Source organism: Streptomyces sp. NPDC043427, assembly GCF_056436655.1.
Genome location: NZ_JBWKCC010000001.1, coordinates 206,782 through 228,830 on the forward strand (window position 1 = coordinate 206,782; position 22,049 = coordinate 228,830).

Genomic DNA, 22,049 nt, shown 5'->3' on the forward strand with positions numbered 1-22,049 from the left:
TCCGATGCCGGATGCGCCCCTTCTGGTGTTCATGTCTCTCAGCCGGCCAGGCAGGACGGTCCGAGCAGCACCTTCAGATCGCCGAAGAGTGCCGGGTCGGGCTTGACCCGGTGCCGGTCCAGGCGCAGCACCGTCGTCTTGGTCGGCCCCTGGAGCTTGATGCGGACCTCGCTGTCGCCCTTGTGGTGGCTGAGGATCTCGCCGAGCCTGCTGACCATCGGCGGGGTGACCCGCGTGGCCGGGATGGTGAGGACCACGGGCGCGTTGGTGCCCGCGTTGGACAGGTCGGGGACCTGGAGCTCCATCGCGACGAGCCTCGGCACGTCCTCGCGCTTGTCGAGGCGGCCCTTGACGAACACGACGGCGTCCTCGACGAGTTGGGTCGACACCAGCTGGTAGGTCGCCGGGAAGAACATGCACTCGATGGAGCCCGCGAGGTCCTCGACCGTGGCGATCGCCCAGGCGTTGCCCTGCTTGGTCATCTTGCGCTGCAGGCCGGAGATGATGCCGCCGATGGTCACCACCGCACCGTCGGAGTGCTCACCTCCGGTGAGCTGGGCGATGCCCGCGTCGGCCTTGTCGGACAGCACGTGTTCCAGGCCGAACAGCGGGTGGTCGGAGACGTAGAGGCCGAGCATCTCGCGTTCCTGCGCGAGCAGGTAGGTCTTGTCCCACTCGTCGGTCGTGAACTCGACGTCGAGTCCGAATCCGGGCTCGCTGGTGTCCGCCTCGCCCATGCCGCCGAAGAGGTCGAACTGGCCCTCGGCCTCCTTGCGCTTGACCGCGACCACGTTGTCGATCATCGGCTCGTACTGCGCGGTGAGGCCCTTGCGGGTGTGGCCCATGGAGTCGAAGGCGCCGGCCTTGATCAGGGACTCCGTGGTGCGCTTGTTGCAGACGACCGCGTCGACCTTGTCGAGGTAGTCCGGGAAGGAGGCGTACTTCCCCTTGGCATTGCGGCACTTGATGATCGACTCGACCACGTTCGTGCCGACGTTGCGGACGGCGGAGAGGCCGAAGAGGATCACGTCGTCGCCCTGCGCGGCGAAGTTGGACATCGACTCGTTGACGTTCGGCGGGAGCACCTTGATGCCCATACGGCGGCACTCGTTGAGGTAGATCGCCGACTTGTCCTTGTCGTCCTTGACGGAGGTCAGCAGCGCGGCCATGTACTCGGCGGGGTAGTTCGCCTTGAGGTACGCGGTCCAGTACGAGACCAGGCCGTACGCGGCGGAGTGCGCCTTGTTGAACGCGTAGCCGGCGAAGGGCACCAGCACGTCCCACAGCGCCTGGATCGCCTCGTCGCTGTAGCCCTTCTCGCGGGCGCCCTTCTGGAAGAGCACGAAGTTCTTCGCCAGTTCCTCGGGCTTCTTCTTGCCCATCACGCGGCGGAGGATGTCGGCCTCGCCGAGCGAGTAGCCGGCGATGATCTGGGCGGCCTTCTGCACCTGCTCCTGGTAGACGATCAGGCCGTAGGTGACGGCCAGGACCTCTTCGAGGGGCTCCTCCAGCTCCTTGTGGATCGGGGTGATCTCCTGGAGCTTGTTCTTGCGGAGCGCGTAATTGGTGTGCGAGTCCATGCCCATCGGGCCGGGACGGTAGAGCGCGGAAACGGCGGAGATGTCTTCGAAGTTGTCGGGCTTCATCAGCCGCAGCAGCGAGCGCATGGGTCCGCCGTCGAACTGGAAGACGCCGAGGGTGTCGCCGCGCTGGAGCAGTTCGAAGGTCTTGGGGTCGTCCAGCGGCAGGCTCAGCAGCTCCAGGTCGACGCCCTTGTTGGACTTCACCATCTTGACGGCGTCGTCCATGATCGTCAGGTTGCGCAGGCCGAGGAAGTCCATCTTCAGCAGGCCGAGCGACTCACAGCTCGGGTAGTCCCACTGCGTGATGGTCACACCGTCGGTGTGCCTCACCCACACAGGGACGTGCTCGGTGATGGTCTCGCTGGACATGATCACGCCGGCGGCGTGGACGCCCATCTGCCGGACCAGGCCCTCGACGCCCTTGGCGGTGTCGATGACTTTCTTCACGTCCGGCTCGTTCTCGTACATCGCGCGGATCTCGCCCGCCTCGCTGTAGCGCGGGTGCGAGGGGTCGGTGATGCCGTTGAGGTCGATGCCCTTGCCGAGGACATCGGCGGGCATCGCCTTGGTGAGACGGTCGCCCATCGCGTACGGGTAACCCAGCACGCGCGCGGAGTCCTTGATGGCGTTCTTCGCCTTGATCTTGCCGTAGGTGCCGATCATGGCGACCTTGTCGGCGCCGTACTTCTCCGTCACGTACCGGATGACCTCGACGCGCCGACGCTCGTCGAAGTCGATGTCGACATCGGGCATGGAGACGCGCTCGGGGTTGAGGAACCGCTCGAAGATCAGGCCGTGCGGGATCGGGTCGAGGTCGGTGATGCCCATGGCGTAGGCGACGATCGAACCGGCCGCGGAGCCTCGGCCGGGGCCCACCGCGATGCCGTTGTTCTTGGCCCACATGATGAAGTCGGCGACGACGAGGAAGTACCCCGGGAACCCCATCTGGATGATGACGTCCATCTCGTACTCGACCTGCTTCTGCCGGTCCTCGGGGACACCGCCGGGGAAGCGGCGCTCCATGCCGCGGCGGACCTCCTCCTTGAACCAGGTGACCTCGGTGTAGCCGTCGGGGATGTCGAACTTCGGCATGAGGTTCTTGGCCTCGAACATGCCGGTGGTGTCGATCTGCTCGGCGACCAGGAGGGTGTTGGCGCAGCCCTCCTGCCAGGCGTCCGAGGAGTCGATGGCGTACATCTCGTCCGTGGACTTCAGGTAGTAGCCGGTGCCGTCGAACCGGAAGCGGTCCGGGTCGGAGAGGTTCTTGCCGGTCTGGATGCACAGCAGCGCGTCGTGCGCGGTCGCCTCGTGCGCGTACGTGTAGTGCGAGTCGTTGGTGACCAGGGGCGGGATGCCGAGTTTCTTGCCGATCTCCAGCAGGCCGTCACGGACCCGGTGCTCGATGTCGATGCCGTGGTCCATCAGCTCCAGGAAGTAGCGGTCCTTGCCGAAGATGTCCTGGTAGTCGGCGGCCGCCTTCAGGGCCTCGTCGAAGTGGCCGAGGCGCAGCCGGGTCTGGACCTCGCCGGAGGGGCAGCCGGTGGAGGCGATGAGCCCCTCGGACCACTGGGAGATGGTCTCCTTGTCCATACGGGGCCACTTCTGCAGCCAGCCCTCGGCGTACGCGTCCGAGGAGAGCCGGAAGAGGTTGTGCAGGCCCGTCTGGTTCGCCGCCCAGATCGTCTTGTGGGTGTAACCACCGGAACCGGAGACGTCGTCCCTCTTCTGGTGCGGCTGGCCCCACTGGATCTTGCGCTTGTTGCGCCGCGACTCGGGCGCGACATACGCCTCGATCCCGATGATCGGGGTGATTCCGGCCTTCTTCGCAGAATGGAAGAAGTCGTACGCTCCGTGGAGGTTGCCGTGGTCGGACATGGCGATGTGGGTCATGCCCATCTCGTTGCAGGCGTCGAACATGTCCTTCAGCCGCGCGGCACCGTCCAGCAGCGAGTACTGGGTGTGGACGTGCAGGTGCGTGAACGGCGGCTTCGACACGGTTTCGGCCTCCAAGGAAAACGTACTTCTACGAATGTCCGACCGGCGGCGGACAGTCTGGGGGACAGCGTCGAAGTCTATGCCTCGGCACTGACACTCCGCGGGCACCACCGCGTACCTTCGTGCGTTGGAGACGGCAGAGACGCTGTCGTCCACGCACTGCACCAGGAGGCACCCAGCGATGTCGGTTCCGCAGCTCAACGACGAGCACCGCGGCGAGGAGATCCTCGCTGTCTTCGACACCGCCTTCGGCGAGCTCCTGGCCGCCGACCCGGCCGCGTTCCGCGTGAAGTTCCGGAAGATGGCGGCCTCGGCCTTCGCGTTCTACCGGGGCACGGCCGGCCTCTTCTACCACGACCTCGACGCTGAGAAGCGGGGCGGACCGTACCTGGACGAGCGCACCTCGCGCGTGTGGATCCACGGCGACCTGCACGCGGAGAACTTCGGCACGTACATGGACGCCAACGGCCGGCTGATCTTCAACGTCAACGACTTCGACGAGGCGTACGTCGGCCCCTTCACCTGGGACCTGAAGCGTCTCTCCGCCTCCCTCGCCCTCATCGGGTACGCGAAGGCGCTCAGTGACGACCAGATCACCGAGCTGGTGCAGGTGTACGCGGGCGCGTACCGCGAGCGCATCCACGCCCTGTCGACCGGCGCGAAGAGCGACGAGATGCCGCCCTTCACCCTGGACACCGCCCAGGGCCCCCTCCTGGACGCGCTGCGTGACGCCCGCTCGCTCACCCGTTTCGGGCTGCTGGACTCGATGACGGAGATCCGTGACTTCGAGCGCCGGTTCGCCGCGGGCGGCGGCTCCATCGAGCTGGACGCGGCCACGCGCTACAAGGTCCTGGCCGCCTTCGACGGCTACCTGGAGACGCTCCCGGAGACCTCCCTGGCCCGCCCGGACTCGTACCGGGTGAAGGACGTCGTCGGCCGCCGCGGCATCGGCATCGGCTCCGCCGGCCTGCCGTCGTACAACATCCTCCTGGAGGGCCACAGCGACGCCCTGGAGAACGACGTCGTGATCTACATCAAGCAGGCCCAGACGCCGGCCGTCTCCCGGCACGTCACGGACCCCGAGATCCGCGACTACTTCCAGCACGAGGGGCACCGCACGGTGATCTCGCAGCGCGCCCTGCAGGCGCACGCCGACCCGTGGCTGGGCTGGACCGAGCTGGACGGCGCGGGGCAGCTCGTCGCCGAGGTCTCGCCGTACGCGGTCGACCTGGACTGGGGCGACATCGACGACCCGGAGGAGATCGCGGGCGTCGTCGCCGACCTCGGCCGGGCCACGGCCACGATGCACTCGGCCGCCGACGACCAGTCCGGCGAGTCCCTGGTGCCCTTCTCCACCGAGCGGGCCATCGACGCGGCGATCGCGGCCGACGAGGAGGGCTTCGCGCCGCTCCTGGTGGAGTTCGCGCACAGCTACGGCGCACGCGCGCGTACCGACCACCAGATCTTCGTGGACCTGTTCCGCAACGGCCGGATTCCGGGTCTGTGACGGAACGGGTTCTCACAGGCACCCTTTAGGGGTCTCTTACAGGCCCCCATGACACACTCTCCTCCGCTATGGACATATCCGGGACCCACCTCAGAGTCGTACGCGCGGCGCTGTTCACGGCACTCGTCGTGACGCTCAGCACCGCGTCGCACGTGCTGCTGTCGCAGGCCCCGCTGCCGCTGAACACGGTGGCCGCGGTCGCGGTCGCCGTGTTCGTCCTCGCGTACGCCCTCGCGGGCCGCGAGCGCGGCTTCGGCCGGATCGCCGCCCTGCTCGTCCCGCTGGAGCTGGCGGCCGACACGGTCTTCACCACCGGCCAGCACGTCTGCTACGGCCGCGCGGGCGGCCCGGTCGCCGGCCCCCTGCGCTCGGTCGGCTGGGACGTGCTGTGCGGCAGCGGCACCGATGTCGGCACCCCGCTGGCCGCCGTGCCCGGCGCCGACGGCGACCGGCTCGCCGCGCTGCTCGCCCACGCCGACCCGGCGACCGCCTGGCTGCTGCTCGGCGCGCACGTCGGCGTCGGCCTCCTCGCCGCCGCCTGGCTGCGCCGGGGCGAGCGGGCGCTCGCCCAGCTGCTGCGGGCGGTGACCGCGACGACCTTCCGGCCGCTGCTGCTGGCCTTCGCCTCCGTGACCGTGCGGCTCGCCCCGCGGGTCCGTCGCCTGCCGCGCCCGGTCCGCCGTACGGCGACCGCCCGCGAGCTGATCCTCGTGCACTCCCTGGGACGGCGTGGACCGCCGTGCTCGACCGCTGTCGCCTGACAGCCCCTGAGCACACCAGTCCCCCTTACGTATCCCGCACCCGACGTGTGCGTTTCCTACGGAGATCACCACCATGAGCAAGCGGAACAGCCAGGCCGCGAAGAACGCCGCCCGTGAGCGGCTGCGCCAGGAGCGCGAGCGCCAGGCCAGGCGCGACAAGGTCAAGCGTCAGGCCATCGTGGCCTGCTCCATCGTCGGCGTCCTCGCGATAGCCGGCGGTATCAGCTACGCCGTCGTCCAGGGCAACAAGCCCGCCTACTGGGAGGCCGCGAAGGACGACAAGCTCGTCAAGCCGGCCAACACCACCGGCACCGACGGCACGACCGTCGTCTACGGCAAGAGCACCGCCAAGAAGACCCTCGTGATGTACGAGGACCCGCGCTGCCCGGTCTGCGCCCAGTTCGAGCAGACCGTCGGTTCGACCGTCGAGAAGGACCTCGACGACGGCAAGTTCAAGATCCAGTACGTCGGCGCCACCTTCCTCGACAACAACCTGGGCGGCGAGGGCTCCAAGAACGCCCTCAGCGCCCTGGGCGCGGCGCTCAACGTCAGCTCCGATGCCTTCAAGGAGTACAAGACCGCGCTGTACTCGGCGAAGTGGCACCCCGACGAGACCGACGACAAGTTCAAGGACGACGCCTACCTGATCGAGGTGGCGGACACGGTCCCCGCACTGAAGGGCAACGCTGCCTTCCAGAAGGCCGTGAAGGACGGCACCTACGACAAGTGGGCGCTGGAAATGTCCAAGATCTTCGACAAGAGCGGTGCCGGCGGCACCCCGACGCTGAAGATGGACGGCAAGAAGCTGACCGGCCCCGACGGCAAGAACGCGCCGATGTCGGTCGCCGACTTCAACACCGCGCTCGAGGCGGCCCTCAAGGGCTGAGCCGGGCCCGGCCCGGCGCGAGCAGGCCCTGATCCGACCGTCAGCCGAAGAGCGGGCGAACTTTTTGCGAGTTCGCCCGCTCTTTGTCGTACTGGTCAGTAATCTGATCGTCCGTGACCAGACGACACAGATCATCCGAGAGCGCCCATCCGGCCAACTCGCTTGCGCCGCGCCGCCGTACGGTCGTGAAGGCCGCGGCCGCCACCGCGGCCCTCGTCGGCCCCCTCGCCGCCGCGCTGCCCGCCCGGGCCGCCACCACCCCCGCCTTCCTGCACGGCCTCGCCTCCGGCGACCCGCTGCCCGACGGCGTCCTGCTGTGGACGCGAGTGACGCCGACCGCCGAGGCGATACCCGGGTCGGGGCTCGGCCCGGACACCGAGGTCAGCTGGGTCGTCGCCAGGGACAAGGCGCTGACCAGCATCGTCGCCAAGGGCTCCATCACGGCGACCGCAGCCTCCGACCACACCGTCAAGGCCGACATCCGGGGCCTGGAACCGGCCACGGACTACTGGTTCCGCTTCTCGGCCGGCGGCACGAACTCCCCGGTGGCGCGCACCCGCACCGCGCCGGCGGCGGGCGCCTCGGTGGCGAACCTCCGCTTCGGCGTGGTCTCCTGCGCCAACTGGGAGGCCGGTTACTTTTCCGCCTACCGCCATCTCGCCGCCCGCGGCGACCTGGACGCGTGGCTGCACCTCGGCGACTACATCTACGAGTACGGCACCGGCCAGTACGGCACCCGCGGCACTGTCGTACGACAGCACGCGCCGACCCACGAGATCCTCACGCTCGCCGACTACCGGACCCGGCACGCCACGTACAAGACCGACCCGGACCTGCAGGCCCTGCACGCGAAGGCGCCCGTCATCGCGATCTGGGACGACCACGAGTTCGCCAACGACGCCTGGTCGGGCGGGGCGGAGAACCACACCGAGGGCACGGAGGGCGCCTGGGCGACGCGTCAGGCGGCCGCCAAGCAGGCCTACTTCGAGTGGATGCCGGTCCGCACGGCCGTCGCGGGCACCACCTACCGCCGACTGCGCTTCGGCAAACTCGCCGACCTCTCCCTGCTCGACCTGCGCTCCTTCCGTTCGCAGCAGGTCTCCGTCGGCAACGGCTCGGTCGACGACCCGGACCGTACGCTCACCGGCCGCGCTCAACTCGACTGGCTGAAGGCGGGCCTGACGTCGTCCGACACCACCTGGCGGCTGGTGGGCAACTCGGTGATGGTCTCGCCGTTCGCGATCGGTTCCCTCTCCGCGGACCTGCTCAAGCCCCTCGCCAAGCTGCTGGGGCTGCCGCAGGAGGGCCTGGCCCTCAACACCGACCAGTGGGACGGCTACACGGACGACCGCCGTGAACTCCTGGCCCATCTGCGCTCGAACGCCATCCGCAACACCGTCTTCCTGACCGGTGACATCCACATGGCGTGGGCCAACGACGTGCCGGTGGACGCCGGGACGTACCCGCTGTCGGCGTCCGCCGCCACGGAGTTCGTGGTCACCTCGGTGACCTCGGACAACCTCGACGACCTCGTGAAGGTCCCCGAGGGCACGGTCTCGGCGCTCGCCTCGCCGGTCATCAGGGCCGCCAACCGGCACGTGCACTGGGTCGACACCGACCGCCACGGCTACGGCGTCCTGGACATCACCGCCGACCGCGCGCAGATGGACTACTACGTCCTGTCCGACCGCACGAAGGCCGACGCGACCTCCGCCTGGGCCCGTTCGTACCGCACGCGCAGCGGCACGCAGAAGGTGGAGCGGACGTACGACCCCGTGTAGCCGTCGGCCGTCGGCCCGGCTACAGGGTGTCGAGGAAGCCGAGCGCCACCCGCCAGGTGGCCTCGGCGGCCTCCTCGTCGTAGTCCGGCAGGTCGGGGTCGGTGTAGAGGTGACCCGCTCCCGCGTACCGGTAGACCTCCACGTCGGCGCCCGCTCTGCCCATCTGGAGATACCAGGCGCTCAGCCAGTCGTCCGTCTCGAACGGGTCGGGCTCGGCGACGTGCAGCTGGACCGGCAGCTCGTCGACGGAGGTGTTCGGCGCGAGGTCGGAGGTGCCGTGCAGGAGCAGCAGCCCGCGCGCCTTCTCGTCGCCGAGCGCCAGGGTCTGCGCGATGGAGGCGCCGAGCGAGAAGCCCGCGTACACGAGCCCGCGCTCCGAGTAGGGGGCGGCGGCCAGGACGGCCCGCTTGAGCAGCTCGTCCTTGCCGATCTCCGCGTTGAAGGCCATGCCCTCCTCGACCGTGTCGAACGTGCGCCCCTCGAAAAGGTCCGGCGTCCACACCTCGTGCCCGGCGGCACGCAGCCGGTCCGCCGCCGCGCGCACCGCGGGGCGCAGTCCATGGGTCGAGTGGAAGAGCATGATGTTCATGAGGCCATGGTGCCAGCCGGCACCGACAACGCCGTTCGGCACCTGTGACACGAATCGGATCGTGTTCCTCTTCACAAAAGCCACATGTTCACAGCCCCGTTCGGCCGGTTACGTTCGAAGGCATGGAGAATCTACTCCGCCCCCTGATCGTGGTCGGCGGCTCGGTCGCCCTGACCCTGCTCATCGGCTGGGCCACCGACCGCCTGCTGTGCAAGGCCGACAACCGGCACCCCGAGACGCCCCTGTGGGGGCTGCTGCGCCGCGGCCGCATCCCGTACCAGCTCGTGCTGTGCGCGGCGATGCTGAGAGGGTCGTACGACGAGGCGGAGCTGCTGCAGGAGCACGAGGCCGCCATCGGCCAAACCCTGACGCTGGTGCTGATCGGGTCGGCGGCGTGGCTGGTGATCCGGATCGCGGCGGCGATCGTCGAGACGTCGTACTCGCGGTACGCGCGCATGCACCGCGACCCGGCCCGGGTCAGGCGCGTGCGAACCCAGGTGACGCTGATCATGCGCGTGGTCTCCGCCGTCGTCGGCGTGGTGGCGGCGGCCTCGATGCTGCTGACGTTCCCCGCGTTCCGCGCGGCGGGCGCCTCGCTGCTGGCCTCGGCCGGCATCCTCGGCATCGTCGCCGGTGTCGCCGCCCAGTCCACGCTGAGCAACCTGTTCGCCGGGCTCCAGATCGCCTTCGGCGACATGGTGCGCATCGGCGACACGGTCGTGGTGGACGGCGAGTGGGGCACCGTCGAGGAGATCACGCTGACCTTCCTGACGGTGCGGACGTGGGACGAGCGCCGGATCACCATGCCGGTCTCGTACTTCACCTCGAAGCCGTTCGAGAACTGGTCGCGCGGCACCCCGCAGATGACCGGCATCGTCTTCTGGCACGTCGACCACACGGCACCGGTGGGCGCGATGCGCGACAAGCTGAAGGACATCCTGCGCGAGTGCCCGGCCTGGGACGGCCGCGCCTACGGCCTCGACGTCACGGACACCACGCCGAACACCATGCAGGTCCGCGCACTGGTGACGGCCAAGGACGCGGACGACATCTGGACGGTCCGTGTCACGGTCCGCGAACGCATGATCCGCTGGCTGACCGAGGAACACCCGTACGCCCTCCCCCGCGTCAACACCGCGGACGCGCTCCTGCCACCGAGCCGGAGCAACGGCGACCGCAGCAACGGCGACCGATCGCGGGACGGCGCGGTACCGCGTCGCGCGTACGAGCCCCCACGCACGGGCCGCTGACGGCAGACGTCTGGGGCGTCGCGCCACCGCAGGGTGGCGGCGACGCCCCAGACGTACCGGCACCTCCCCACAACCAACCACAGCGGGAAAGCCGCCAACGACGGGCACCACCCACGAAAGACCCCCTCCCACTGGAAACGGGGCGGTGCGCGGGTGAGGGATCTCACCGCAGACTACGCACGTCCAGATGCCGCAGCACCCGATCCACCACCTCCGGATCCGCCCCCGGCTCACTCCGCGCCGCCACCACCTCATGCCGCGCAGCGCTCAGCATCTCGCCCTGAATCCGCCGAATCCGCTTCAGCCGCCGCGCCCGGTGCTCGTGCGCCTCCCGCCGCTCGTCCTCCCCCACGTCCGGGCTGATCCGCAGCCCGATGTCGAAGGCCCGCCGCAGCATCTGCTCGGACAGCTCTTCCGGCAGATCCTCCTCCGCCTCGATCTCCCGCAACCTCTGCTTCGCCGCCTTCGCAGCCCGCACCGCCAGCGCCTTCTCGAATTCCTTCTCGCGATCGGTGTCAGCCCGCACGTTCAGCCGCCGCACCAACCACGGCAACGTCAGCCCCTGCAACACCAGAGTCGCCATGATCACCCCGAACGCGATGAAGATGATCTCGTCCCGATCGGGAAACGCCGTGCCCTGGTCGGTCTCCAACGGGACCGCCAACGCCAGCGCCACCGAGGCGACCCCCCGCATCCCCGACCACCACATCACGACGGTCTCCCGCCAGCCCATCGGGATGTCCTCGTCGTGATCCCTCTTGGCGTGCAGCCGCTTGGTCAGCCACGTGGCCGGCAGCAACCACGCCAACCGCACGAGCACGACCACCCCGACGATCGCCGCCGCCCACCCGAGCATCTCGCCCCACCGCCCGGACGCCGTCCGGATCGCGTTGTGCAGCTCGAGACCGATCAGCCCGAACGCGACGCCCGTGACGAGCGTGTCGACGATGTCCCAGAACGTGTGCCCGGCGAGCCGCGTCATCACGTCGTCGGGATCGGTGGCGTACTCGGCGAGGAACAGCGCGGTGGTGAGCACGGCGAGCACCCCGGACCCGTGGAACTCCTCCGCCATCACGTACGAGGCGTACGGCACCAGCAGCGTCAGCCCGATCTGGAGGGTCGCGTCCCCCAGCAGGTCCATCAGCTTGTTGGCGCCCCATCCCAGCGCGATCCCGACCGCCACCGCCACCACGGCGGACAGCACCAGGTCCAGGCCCGCCCGCCACGGCGAGAAGGTCCCGCTCACGGCGGCGGTGATCGCCACGTGGTACAGCACGATGGCCGTCACGTCGTTGAAGAGCCCCTCGCCCTCCAGGATGGACACCAGCCGGCGCGGCAGCCCGAGCTGCCCGGCGACGGCGGTCGCGGCCACGGGGTCGGGCGGCGCGACCAGCGCCCCGAGCGCCACCGCCGCGGCGACGGGCAGCCCCGGAACGATCGCGCTCGCGACGGCCGCCACGCAGAACGTGGTGACGAACACCAGCGCCACGGCGAGCAGGAAGATCGGCCGCTTGTTGGCCGTGAACTGCCGCCAGGACGTGCGACGTACGGCGGCGTACAGCAGCGGGGGCAGCAGCAGGGGCAGGATCAGGTCCGGCGGGACGCTCACGTTCGGCACGAAGTCGAGCACCGCGAGCACGATCCCCAGCAACGTCATCAGCACCGGCGCCGGCAGTCTGAAACGGTCCCCCACCGGGACGCTCACCACGGCCCCGAGCAACAGGACGAACAACAGGGCCAGCTGATCCACGCTCAGCGCTCCACAAGGTCGACGTCACACGACAGACCCCAAGCCTGCCACGTCTCGCCCGAACGGCCCCCCGCTAGAGCGAGCGCCGCATCGCCCGGTGCGGTATGCCCGCGTCCGGGAACTCCGGCCCGTACGCCACGTACCCCAACCGCTCGTAGAAGCCCAGCGCCTGCGTCTGCGCGTGCAGGTCCACCGCCGTCAGTCCACGCGCGCGTGCCGCGTCCTCGACGGCTCGTACCAGCGCGGCTCCGACGCCCAGCCCGCGTGCCGCCTGGGTGACGGCGAGCCGTCCCAGGGATCCCACCGACGGGTCGCCGTCGGTCTTCGCCGCGGCGGCCTCCCCGTACAGCAGCCGCCCGGTGCCGAGCACAAGCCCGTCCTCCCGGACCGCCAGCACGTGCACCGCGTCGGCGTCGTACGCGTCGTACTCGATCTCCTGCGGAACGCCCTGCTCCGCGACGAAGACCTCCTTGCGCACCGCGAAGCACGCCTCGCGGTCGGCGGGATCCTCGGCCACCCGTACCACGTACGAGGGCCGGCTCACGCGTACGTCTCCTCGCGGACCAGGTCGAGGGCCTTCTGGAGGTCTGCGGGATAGTCGCTCTCGAACTCGGCCCACCGCCCGTCCCCGGGGTGCTCGAAGCCCAGCCGGACGGCGTGCAGCCACTGGCGGGTCAGGCGCAACCGCTTGGCGAGGGTCGGGTCGGCGCCGTAGGTGAGGTCACCGACGCAGGGGTGACGGTGAGCCGCCATGTGCACGCGGATCTGGTGCGTACGGCCGGTCTCCAGCTTCACGTCGAGCAGGGAGGCCGCGCGGAACGCCTCGATGAGGTCGTAGTGCGTGACGGACGGCTTGCCCTCGGCCGTGACCGCCCACTTGTAGTCGTGCTGGGGGTGGCGGCCGATGGGCGCGTCGATGGTGCCGCTGGTCGGGTCGGGGTGGCCCTGAACGAGCGTGTGGTAGCGCTTGTCGACCGTGCGCTCCTTGAACTGGCGCTTGAGCGACGTGTACGCGTACTCCGACTTGGCCACCACCATCAGGCCGGACGTGCCCACGTCGAGGCGGTGCACGATGCCCTGGCGCTCGGCGGCTCCCGAGGTGGAGATGCGGTACCCGGCGGCGGCGAGGCCGCCGATGACCGTGGGGCCGCTCCAGCCGGGCGACGGGTGCGCCGCCACGCCGACCGGCTTGGCGATCACGACCACGTCATCGTCGTCGTGCACGATCTCCATGCCCTCGACCGGCTCCGCGACGATCTGCACGGGCGCGGGCGCCTGCGGCATCTCGACCTCGAGCCAGGCCCCGCCGTGCACCCGCTCGGACTTCCCGACCACCGAGCCGTCGACCGTGACCTTCCCCGCCGCGGCGAGCTCGGCGGCCTTCGTACGGGAGAAGCCGAACATGCGGGAGATGGCGGCGTCGACGCGCTCGCCCTCCAGGCCGTCCGGAACGGGCAGGGTACGGATCTCGGGAATCGTGCTCACCCGTCGAGTATGCCGGACGGGCCCGACAGCCCCGTACGGAGCCTGTGGACAACCCGGGCAACCTTCGCAGGTTCCTTGTGGGTTCAGTCCTCGTGGGTTCCTTATGACCCCCGGGGGGTTCAGTCCTTGTGGACGGTCCCATCGGGGTCGAGGCCGCGGAAGGACAGCAGCACGATCAGGATGCCGCCACAGACGATCGCCGAGTCGGCGAGGTTGAACACCGCGAAGTGCTTCGGCGCGATGAAGTCGACGACCGCGCCCTCGAAGACGCCCGGCGAGCGGAAGATCCGGTCGGTGAGGTTGCCGAGCGCGCCGCCGAGCAGCAGGCCGAGCGCGATCGCCCAGGGCAGGCTGTAGAGCTTGCGGGCGAGCCGGGCGATCACCACGATCACCGCCGTCGCGATCACCGTGAAGATCACGGTGAAGGCCTCGCCGAAGCCGAACGCGGCGCCCGCGTTGCGGATCGCCTCGAACTTCAGCCAGTCCCCGATGATCTCGATCGGCGCGTGGTGCTCCAGCTTGGCGACCACGATCATCTTGCTGACCAGGTCCAGGACGTACGCGAAGGCCGCCACCGCGAAGAGCACGGCGATGCGCCGCTTGCCCCGGGGCCGCTCGGCAGGAATCTGCTGCTCCCCGGCGCCGGTCGTCGCCGACGACCCGTCGGTGCCGGAACCCCCGGCCGGGGCCGCGGTCCCCTCGGCGTCGGACCGCTCGCCCGACGCCGCGTCGTCGCCGGGCCGCTCCTGATCGGCCCGCGCCGCGTCCGGGGTGTCCGGCGTACCGATGATGCGTTCCGCCTCTGCCACGTGAGTCCCTCAACCTAGGTGCCTGACTGAGGACGAGGGTACGGCACGCCCCGCGCGAGGACCCGCCGGGCGCCGCAGGTCAGTACCGGCGCTCCTGCTTCTGCTTGCACTCGACGCACAGCGTGGCCCGCGGGAAGGCCTGCATTCTGGCCTTGCCGATGGGGTTGCCGCAGTTCTCGCACAGGCCGTACGTGCCCGCGTCCAGCCGTTCCAGGGCGCGCTCGGTCTGGATCATCATCTCGCGCGCGTTGGCGGCCAGCGCCATCTCATGCTCGCGCGTGATGTTCTTGGTGCCGGTGTCCGCCTGGTCGTCGCCCGCTCCGTCGCCGGAGTCGCGCATGAGGCCCACCAGGGACGCCTCGGACGACGCGATCTCCTCGCGCAACCGCTTCCCCTCGGACATCAGCCCGGTCCGTGCCTCCTCGACCTCCTCCGGCGTCCAGGGGTCCTCACCGGGGCGCACCGCGAGTTCGCCCGGCTCCACCGCGGCGACCCGTGCCTTGGGTACCGCGCTCTGCGCCGCCGTGGCCGTGCCAGGAGTCTTCTTCGCAACCACGTTCGTGGCTCCCGTCTGCTTCGCGGCCTGGGCCGCGCCCACCTTCTTGGACGTGCTCTTCTTGGCCGCACCCTTCGTGGAGCCGCCCTTGCCCGCGCCGCCCTTCCTCACAGCGCCCTTCACCCCGACTGCCGCACCCGCTGTGGCGACCTCTTCCCCGCCGGCCGCCTTCGAAGCCCCGGCCTTCTTCGCCGCCGTGGTCCTCTTCCGGGTCACCGCCTTCTCCTCCGTGACCTCCACGGCCGCCCGCTTCTCGGCGACGGTGGTCTTCCTCCCGGCCGCCGCCTTCTTCGCGGTCACCTTCTTGGCAGCGGCCTTCTTGGCGGCGGGTGTCTTGGCGGCGGGTGTCTTGGCGGCGGGTGTCTTGGAGGCGGGTGTCTTGGCAGTGGCCGCCTTCGCGCCGCCGGCCTTGGCACCGCCGGCCTTGGCACCGCCGGCCTTGGCACCGGAGGGCTTCGCGGAGGCGGTCTTGGTGGTGACCGCCTTCTTAGCCGCCGTCTTCGCCTCAGCCGTCTCCGTCTTCGCCGCAGCCGTCTCCGTGGCTGCCGTCTCCGTGACTGCCGTTTGTGTGGCTGCCGTTTCCGTGGCAGCCGTCTTCGCGGCCTTCTTGGCCGCCGTCCTCACGCTCTTCACCGGCCTCGCCGCCTTCGCCGCACGAGCGGCACGAACTCCACCAGCCGCATCTGCCATGCCGGCCGCATCAGTCACAGCGGCCACACCGACCGCCCCGGCGCTCGCCTGTGTGCTCTTCTTCCCGCCGACGTCCTTGGCCGCACCGCCGGAGGCCTTGGCACGCGTGGACCTGCCCGACGCCGACTGCTGTACGGCGGTCTTCTTACCCACCATGCCGCGGCCCCTTCACATATAGTGATCTTGCACGCGAATCGTGCTGGGACGATAAATCGACTTGAGTCCCGCGGCAACGGGGCACGCCGCCCGATTCGCCCGCCCCGCGAGTGCCACGCGACAAGCCTGCCTGCGTTGTGCCCAGCTCCCCGCCGGGTAATCCGCCGAGCTCGCGGTCCCCGAATCCGAACAGGCGTACCACTCCATTCGGGGCACCCCGACCCCCTGGACACCCCCGCGGCCCGGGCCCGGGAAAACCGGTCCACCCCTGTCCGTGCGGCGCCGTACACTGGGCGGAGCGAAAAAGCGTGGATGGGGACGAGTAGCGGCGTACGCAGCCCAGAGCGACCCGGGGACGGTGGAAGCCCGGGGGCGAGCGCGACGTGAAGATCACCCCGGAGCCGCCGGAAGAAAGCCACGGCCGAAGGGCCGGGGCGAGTAGAACCGGCATCGCGACCCCAATGAGGGGGCTCACCGGCGTGCAGGACGCACCGGAGGGCCAAGGAGGGTGGTACCGCGGGAGCGCGCCGCACACGGCGTAGACAGGAAAGAAGCTCTCGTCCCTCCGACGGAAGGCAGTAAGTCCGCCGGAGGAAGCTCGCTGATGACAACGCCGACGTACCGCCAGGTGCCCGCCCAGGTCGACCTGCCCGCGCTCGAGCACGCGGTGCTCGACTTCTGGCGCGAGCAGAAGATCTTCGCCAAGAGCCTGGAGCAGTCCGAGGGCCGCCCCGAGTGGGTGTTCTACGAGGGCCCGCCCACCGCCAACGGCATGCCCGGCGCCCACCACATCGAGGCCCGCGTCTTCAAGGACGTCTTCCCCCGCTTCCGCACCATGCGCGGCTACCACGTGGCCCGCAAGGCCGGCTGGGACTGCCACGGCCTCCCGGTGGAGCTCACCGTGGAGAAGGAGCTCGGCTTCAGCGGCAAGAAGGACATCGAGGCCTACGGCATCGCCGAGTTCAACGCCAAGTGCCGCGACTCCGTGCTGCGCCACACCGACGCCTTCGAAGAGCTCACGACCCGCATGGGCTACTGGGTCGACCTCAACGACGCCTACGTCACGATGGACCCCGAGTACATCGAGTCGGTCTGGTGGTCGCTGAAGGAGATCTTCAACAAGGGTCTGCTGGTCCAGGACCACCGCGTCGCCCCCTGGTGCCCGCGCTGCGGCACCGGCCTGTCGGACCACGAGCTGGCGCAGGGCTACGAAACGGTCGTCGACCCGTCCGTGTACGTCCGTTTCCCGCTCACCTCCGGTCCGCTCGCCGGCCAGGCCGCGCTCCTGGTCTGGACGACCACCCCCTGGACGCTGGTCTCCAACACGGCGGTCGCCGCGCACCCCGAGGTGACCTACGTCGTCGCGACCAACGGCGACGACAAGCTCGTCGTCGCCGAGCCGCTCGTCGAGAAGGCACTCGGCGAGGGCTGGGAGACCACCGGGCAGACCTTCACCGGCGCCGAAATGGAGCGCTGGTCGTATCAACGTCCGTTCGAGCTCGTGGAGTTCCCGGCCGAGGCGCACTTCGTCGTCAACGCCGACTACGTCACGACCGAGGACGGTACGGGTCTGGTCCACCAGTCCCCCGCCTTCGGTGAGGACGACCTCAAGGTCTGCCGCGCGTACGGCCTGCCCGTGGTGAACCCGGTCCTGCCGGACGGCACCTTCGCCGAGGACGTCCCTCTCGTGGGCGGCGTCTTCTTCAAGAAGGCGGACGAGAAGCTCACCGAGGACCTCCAGCAGCGCGGCCTGCTCTTCAAGCACATCCCGTACGAGCACAGCTACCCGCACTGCTGGCGCTGCCACACCGCGCTCCTCTACTACGCGCAGCCGTCCTGGTACATCCGCACCACCGCCATCAAGGACCGCCTCCTCCAGGAGAACGAGAACACCAACTGGTTCCCGGAGAACGTCAAGCACGGCCGGTACGGCGACTGGCTGAACAACAACATCGACTGGGCTCTGTCCCGCAACCGCTACTGGGGCACCCCGCTGCCGATCTGGCGCTGCGAGGACGACCACCTCACCGTCGTCGGCTCCCGCGCGGAGCTGACCGAGCTGACCGGCACGGACCAGTCCGAGCTGGACCCGCACCGCCCGTTCATCGACGACGTCACCTTCGCCTGCCCGAAGTGCCAGAAGACGGCCACGCGCGTGCCGGAGGTCATCGACGCCTGGTACGACTCGGGTTCGATGCCGTTCGCGCAGTGGGGCTACCCGTACAAGAACAAGGAACTCTTCGAGTCCCGCTACCCGGCGCAGTTCATCAGCGAGGCCATCGACCAGACCCGCGGCTGGTTCTACACGCTGATGGCGATCGGCACCCTGGTCTTCGACAAGACGTCGTACGAGAACGTCGTGTGCCTGGGCCACATCCTCGCCGAGGACGGCCGCAAGATGTCCAAGCACCTGGGCAACATCCTGCAGCCGATCCCGCTCATGGACCAGCACGGCGCCGACGCGGTCCGCTGGTTCATGGCGGCCGGCGGCTCCCCCTGGGCGGCCCGCCGCGTCGGCCACGGCACGATCCAGGAGGTCGTCCGCAAGACGCTCCTCACCTACTGGAACACGGTCGCCTTCCAGGCCCTGTACGCCCGCACCTCCGGTTGGGCCCCGTCCGAGGCCGACCCCGCCCCGGCCGACCGCCCGCTCCTTGACCGCTGGCTGCTGTCCGAACTGCACGCGCTGGCCGACCAGGTCACCCAGTCCCTGGAGGCCTACGACACCCAGCGCGCCGGCAAGCTGCTGTCCGCGTTCGTCGACGACCTCTCCAACTGGTACGTCCGTCGTTCCCGGCGCCGCTTCTGGCAGGGCGACAAGGCAGCCCTGCGCACCCTGCACGAGGTCGTCGAGACGGTCACCAAGCTGATGGCACCGCTGACCCCGTTCATCACCGAGCGGGTCTGGCAGGACCTGATCGTGCCGGTCGCCCCGGACGCCCCGGAGTCGGTGCACCTGGCGTCCTGGCCCGAGGCGGACCTGTCCGCGATCGACCCGGAACTGTCGAGGCAGATGGTCCTGGTGCGTCGCCTGGTGGAGCTGGGCCGTGCCACCCGCGCGGAGTCGGGCGTGAAGACCCGCCAGCCGCTCCGGCGCGCCCTGGTCGCGGTCGCCGGCTTCGAGACCCTCTCGCCCGAACTGCACACGCAGATCACGGAGGAGCTCAACGTCGAGTCCCTGGCCTCCCTCTCGGAGGTGGGCGGCTCCCTGGTCGACACGACGGCGAAGGCCAACTTCCGCGCCCTGGGCAAGCGTTTCGGCAAGCGCGTCCAGGACGTGGCCAAGGCCGTCGCGAACACCGACGCGGCGGCGCTGTCCCTGGCCCTGCGCGAGGGCACGGCGTCGGTGGAGGTCGACGGTGAGAGGATCACACTCGCTCCGGACGAGGTGATCATCACCGAGACCCCGCGCGAGGGTTGGTCCGTCGCCTCCGACGCGGGTGCGACCGTCGCCCTGGACCTGGAGATCACGGAGGACCTGCGTCGCGCGGGTCTCGCCCGTGACGCGATCCGCCTGATCCAGGAGGCCCGCAAGAACAGCGGCCTCGACGTCGCCGACCGCATCGCACTGCGCTGGACGGCGACCGACCCGGCCACCGCCGAGGCGCTGACCGAACACGCCGGCCTGATCGCCGACGAGGTCCTCGGCACGGACTTCGCCCAGGGCGAGGCGGACGACACCTACGGCACCCCGTTCACCGACGAGGGCCTGACGCTGACCTTCCGCCTGCGGAAGGCGTAAGCAGAAACGACGAAGGCCCGGCTCCCCGAGATGGGGCGCCGGGCCTTCGTCGTGCCTGGTCGTCGCCAGTCCGACGCAACACGCGTAAAAAGGGCGAGGCCCCGGATGAAATTCCGGGGCCTCGCCCTGAACGCTGCCGACGCCTAAGGCGTACTACCAACCGTCAGTGGTACTCCAACCGTCAGTTGTCGTCCTCGTCGATCAGGAACCCACGCATCGGCGAGGGAGCCTGGCCCATCGGCGACGGACCCTGCGGCCGCACCGGCGCCATGGGCTGGGTCATGGCGGGCGTCATCTGCTGCTGACCGCCGTAGGACGGCGCGGCGGGAGACGGCGCACCACCCATGCCCTGGCCGCCGCCGTACGACGGGGCACTCGCGCCGGCCGGGGCCATGGAAGGCGCCGGGGACGGCGGGAGGGAAGCCGTGGCCGGAGTGCGCGGCGGGGCGAGCGAGTCGTCGGCCTGGGTCTCCAGCTGGCGCAGCTGCGACTCGAGGTACGACTTCAGGCGCGTGCGGTACTCGCGCTCGAAGCCGCGCAGGTCCTCGACCTTGCGCTCCAGCGTGGCGCGGGCGGACTCCAGGGAGCCCATGGCCACACGGTGCTTCTCCTGCGCGTCCCGCTCCAGGGCGTCGGCCTTGGCACGGGCGTCACGCTCGAGGCCCTCGGCACGCGAACGCGCCTCGCCCACGATCTTGTTGGCTTCGGAGCGGGCCTCGGCGATCGCCTGGTCGGCGGTCTGCTGGGCCAGCGAGAGGACACGGGCGGCGCTGTCGCCACCGGGGCCCTGACCGGGGCCGCCCATCGGACCGCCCATGGGGCCGCCCATCGGGCCACCCATCTGCTGCTGCATGGGCGGCTGGCCACCCATCGGGCCCTGGCCCATCGGACCCTGGCCCATCGGGCCGGGACCCTGCGGACCGCCCTGACCACCGGGACCGGCGGGCAGCTGCGGGGCACCGCTCGGCAGCTGGGGCGGACCACCCATGGGGCCACCCATCTGCTGCTGCGGCGGGCCCGATATGCCGGCGGGCACAGGAGCGCCGGGACCTCGCATGCCCTGCTGGGGCATGCCCTGTCCAGGCATCCCGCCCTGCTGAGGCATCCCACCCTGCTGGGGCATCCCACCCTGCTGAGGCATGCCGCCCTGCTGCTGGTCCTGCTCCGGCGGCTTGCGCATGTTCTGCTGGTTCTGGGCAGCAGCGCGCGTGGCCGCGGCCAGTTTGGCGCGCAGGTCCTCGTTCTCGCGTAGCAGGCGGGTCAGTTCGGCTTCGACCTCATCGAGGAAGGCATCGACCTCGTCCTCGTCATAGCCTTCTCGGAGGCGCACGGTCGTGAACTGCTTGTTCCGCACGTCCTCGGGGGTCAACGGCATCTCTTCACCTCAACGTAGTCGTCGGCATTCGGCAAGACGGTAGTTCACATCGCTCACACCTGGCTCACGATCGAAATCAGGATGTAGACGATGATCATCAGTACGAAGAAGGACAGGTCGAGCGCCACGCCCCCGAGACGTAGCGGCGGGATGACCCGCCGCAGAAGCTTGAGCGGTGGATCGGTGACAGTGTAGGTGGCCTCCAGAACGACCACCATCGCCCTGCCGGGTTGCCATGAACGGGCGAACTGGAAGACGTAGTCCATGACCAACCGGAAGATGAGCACGATGAGGAACACCATCAGCGCGATGTAGATGACATCCAGGACCACGCTCATGATCGGTGTGTACCTCTCCCCTGCTCACATACTGCCGTCTTGCTGCCGTGTACTGCTGTTCCGGTCGTGCGTCTCAGCTCTGGTTGAAGAACCCGCCCTCTGCGATGCGGGCCTTGTCCTCCGCCGTGACATCGACGTTAGCAGGCGACAACAGGAACACCTTCTGCGTCACCCGCTCGATACTGCCGTGAAGACCAAACACCAAACCGGCCGCAAAGTCGACAAGTCGCTTCGCATCTGTGTCATCCATCTCAGTCAGATTCATGATCACCGGTGTGCCTTCACGGAAGTGTTCCCCGATGGTACGGGCCTCGTTGTAGGTCCGGGGGTGAAGTGTGGTGATCCGGTACGGCTCTCGTTCCGACACGACCTTGGGCATGATCACCGGTGCGTTCTTCTCCAGGCTTGCGCGTTCTTGTGTGATGGATGCCACGGGCGCGATGCGCGCCGGGCGCCCGGATTCCGCGGCGAGCGAAGCGGAATGCGGCACGGGGTCGCGCGGCACCGACGGCTGTACCACTCGCACCGGTTCGTCCCTTTGAGACTGGTGTGCACCGTGCGACTGGTGGGACGGCTCGTGCCGTCGGTGGTCCCGCTCGGGCTCCGGGTCCAGTTCGGGTTCGAAGTCGTCGTCGGGGTCGAATCCTCGGCCGTCGTACCCATCGTCCTCCACGAGGCCGAGGTAGACCGCCATCTTGCGCATCGCGCCGGCCATGCTCTTGGTCCTCCGCTCTGTGGTGGATCGGCTGACGACTGCCAAGTCCCGCGATCCACGTGGCCCTTACGTCCGCCTTTC

General features: G+C 69.4%; 16 protein-coding genes and 1 pseudogene. 7 read left to right on the forward strand and 10 right to left on the reverse strand.

The annotated features are described in order from the left end of the window. Positions 1 to 38 precede the first annotated feature (38 nt). On the reverse strand, positions 39 to 3,578 hold the full coding sequence (gene dnaE / locus AC067M_RS00980) for a DNA polymerase III subunit alpha (protein WP_478694829.1): 3,540 nt from the start codon (positions 3,576 to 3,578) through the stop codon (positions 39 to 41). 181 nt (positions 3,579 to 3,759) lie between these two features. Between dnaE and AC067M_RS00985 the strand changes: the two genes are divergently transcribed. The 4 genes from AC067M_RS00985 (at position 3,760) to AC067M_RS01000 (ending at position 8,513) form a co-directional block, all read left to right on the forward strand. Continuing rightward, positions 3,760 to 5,085, forward strand: coding sequence for a DUF2252 domain-containing protein (locus AC067M_RS00985; RefSeq protein WP_478694830.1), 1,326 nt, complete (start codon positions 3,760 to 3,762; stop codon positions 5,083 to 5,085). 68 nt (positions 5,086 to 5,153) lie between these two features. Continuing rightward, positions 5,154 to 5,846 (forward strand): hypothetical protein, encoded by a 693-nt coding sequence (locus AC067M_RS00990; RefSeq protein ID WP_478694831.1) that lies wholly within the window; start codon positions 5,154 to 5,156, stop codon positions 5,844 to 5,846. Positions 5,847 to 5,919: 73 nt separating this feature from the next. Then, a complete protein-coding gene (locus tag AC067M_RS00995) occupies positions 5,920 to 6,732 on the forward strand; it encodes a thioredoxin domain-containing protein (RefSeq protein WP_478694832.1) in 813 nt (270 codons plus the stop codon). A 113-nt stretch (positions 6,733 to 6,845) separates the two neighbouring features. Beyond that, on the forward strand, positions 6,846 to 8,513 hold the full coding sequence (locus tag AC067M_RS01000) for an alkaline phosphatase D family protein (RefSeq protein ID WP_478694833.1): 1,668 nt from the start codon (positions 6,846 to 6,848) through the stop codon (positions 8,511 to 8,513). 19 nt (positions 8,514 to 8,532) lie between these two features. On the opposite strand, the gene AC067M_RS01005 is transcribed toward AC067M_RS01000, so the two are convergent. Next, complete coding sequence (locus tag AC067M_RS01005) at positions 8,533 to 9,102, reverse strand: dienelactone hydrolase family protein (RefSeq protein ID WP_478694834.1); 570 nt, start codon at positions 9,100 to 9,102, stop codon at positions 8,533 to 8,535. Between the two features lie 122 nt (positions 9,103 to 9,224). Here AC067M_RS01005 and AC067M_RS01010 point away from each other — a divergent pair, with 122 nt between their 5' ends. Next, positions 9,225 to 10,352 carry a mechanosensitive ion channel family protein gene (locus AC067M_RS01010; RefSeq protein ID WP_478694835.1) on the forward strand — a complete coding sequence of 376 codons (1,128 nt, stop codon included), beginning with the start codon at positions 9,225 to 9,227 and terminating at the stop codon, positions 10,350 to 10,352. Between the two features lie 163 nt (positions 10,353 to 10,515). Here the strand turns inward: AC067M_RS01010 and AC067M_RS01015 are convergent, their stop codons facing one another. The 5 genes from AC067M_RS01015 to AC067M_RS01035 all read right to left on the reverse strand — a co-directional run bounded on the left by AC067M_RS01015 (position 10,516) and on the right by AC067M_RS01035 (position 15,576). Then, positions 10,516 to 12,102, reverse strand: coding sequence for a Na+/H+ antiporter (locus AC067M_RS01015; RefSeq protein ID WP_478694836.1), 1,587 nt, complete (start codon positions 12,100 to 12,102; stop codon positions 10,516 to 10,518). A 73-nt stretch (positions 12,103 to 12,175) separates the two neighbouring features. Further along, positions 12,176 to 12,646 (reverse strand): GNAT family N-acetyltransferase, encoded by a 471-nt coding sequence (locus tag AC067M_RS01020; protein WP_478694837.1) that lies wholly within the window; start codon positions 12,644 to 12,646, stop codon positions 12,176 to 12,178. Beyond that, a complete protein-coding gene (locus AC067M_RS01025; RefSeq protein ID WP_478694838.1) occupies positions 12,643 to 13,587 on the reverse strand; it encodes an RluA family pseudouridine synthase in 945 nt (314 codons plus the stop codon). The genes AC067M_RS01020 and AC067M_RS01025 overlap by 4 nt, the downstream gene beginning before the upstream one ends. Before the next feature lie 119 nt (positions 13,588 to 13,706). Then, complete coding sequence (gene lspA, locus AC067M_RS01030; protein ID WP_478694839.1) at positions 13,707 to 14,396, reverse strand: signal peptidase II; 690 nt, start codon at positions 14,394 to 14,396, stop codon at positions 13,707 to 13,709. 79 nt (positions 14,397 to 14,475) lie between these two features. After that, complete coding sequence (locus tag AC067M_RS01035; RefSeq protein WP_478695336.1) at positions 14,476 to 15,576, reverse strand: TraR/DksA family transcriptional regulator; 1,101 nt, start codon at positions 15,574 to 15,576, stop codon at positions 14,476 to 14,478. Between AC067M_RS01035 and AC067M_RS01040 the strand changes: the two are divergent. Together AC067M_RS01040 and ileS are read left to right on the forward strand one after the other, a co-directional pair. Further along, positions 15,502 to 16,185, forward strand: a pseudogene (locus AC067M_RS01040) (hypothetical protein); the annotation flags it as partial. The gene AC067M_RS01035 and the pseudogene AC067M_RS01040 overlap by 75 nt on opposite strands. 217 nt (positions 16,186 to 16,402) lie before the next feature. Continuing rightward, entirely contained in the window at positions 16,403 to 19,540 is a 3,138-nt protein-coding gene (ileS, locus tag AC067M_RS01045) for an isoleucine--tRNA ligase (protein ID WP_478694840.1), read from the forward strand. A gap of 181 nt (positions 19,541 to 19,721) precedes the next feature. Here ileS and AC067M_RS01050 read toward each other — a convergent pair whose 3' ends face one another. From AC067M_RS01050 to AC067M_RS01060, 3 genes are all read right to left on the reverse strand, one after another. Then, complete coding sequence (locus tag AC067M_RS01050) at positions 19,722 to 20,915, reverse strand: DivIVA domain-containing protein (RefSeq protein WP_478694841.1); 1,194 nt, start codon at positions 20,913 to 20,915, stop codon at positions 19,722 to 19,724. 53 nt (positions 20,916 to 20,968) lie between these two features. After that, positions 20,969 to 21,253 carry a YggT family protein gene (locus tag AC067M_RS01055; RefSeq protein WP_478694842.1) on the reverse strand — a complete coding sequence of 95 codons (285 nt, stop codon included), beginning with the start codon at positions 21,251 to 21,253 and terminating at the stop codon, positions 20,969 to 20,971. Positions 21,254 to 21,326: 73 nt separating this feature from the next. Next, positions 21,327 to 21,968 (reverse strand): cell division protein SepF, encoded by a 642-nt coding sequence (locus AC067M_RS01060; RefSeq protein ID WP_133926930.1) that lies wholly within the window; start codon positions 21,966 to 21,968, stop codon positions 21,327 to 21,329. Positions 21,969 to 22,049: the final 81 nt, after the last annotated feature.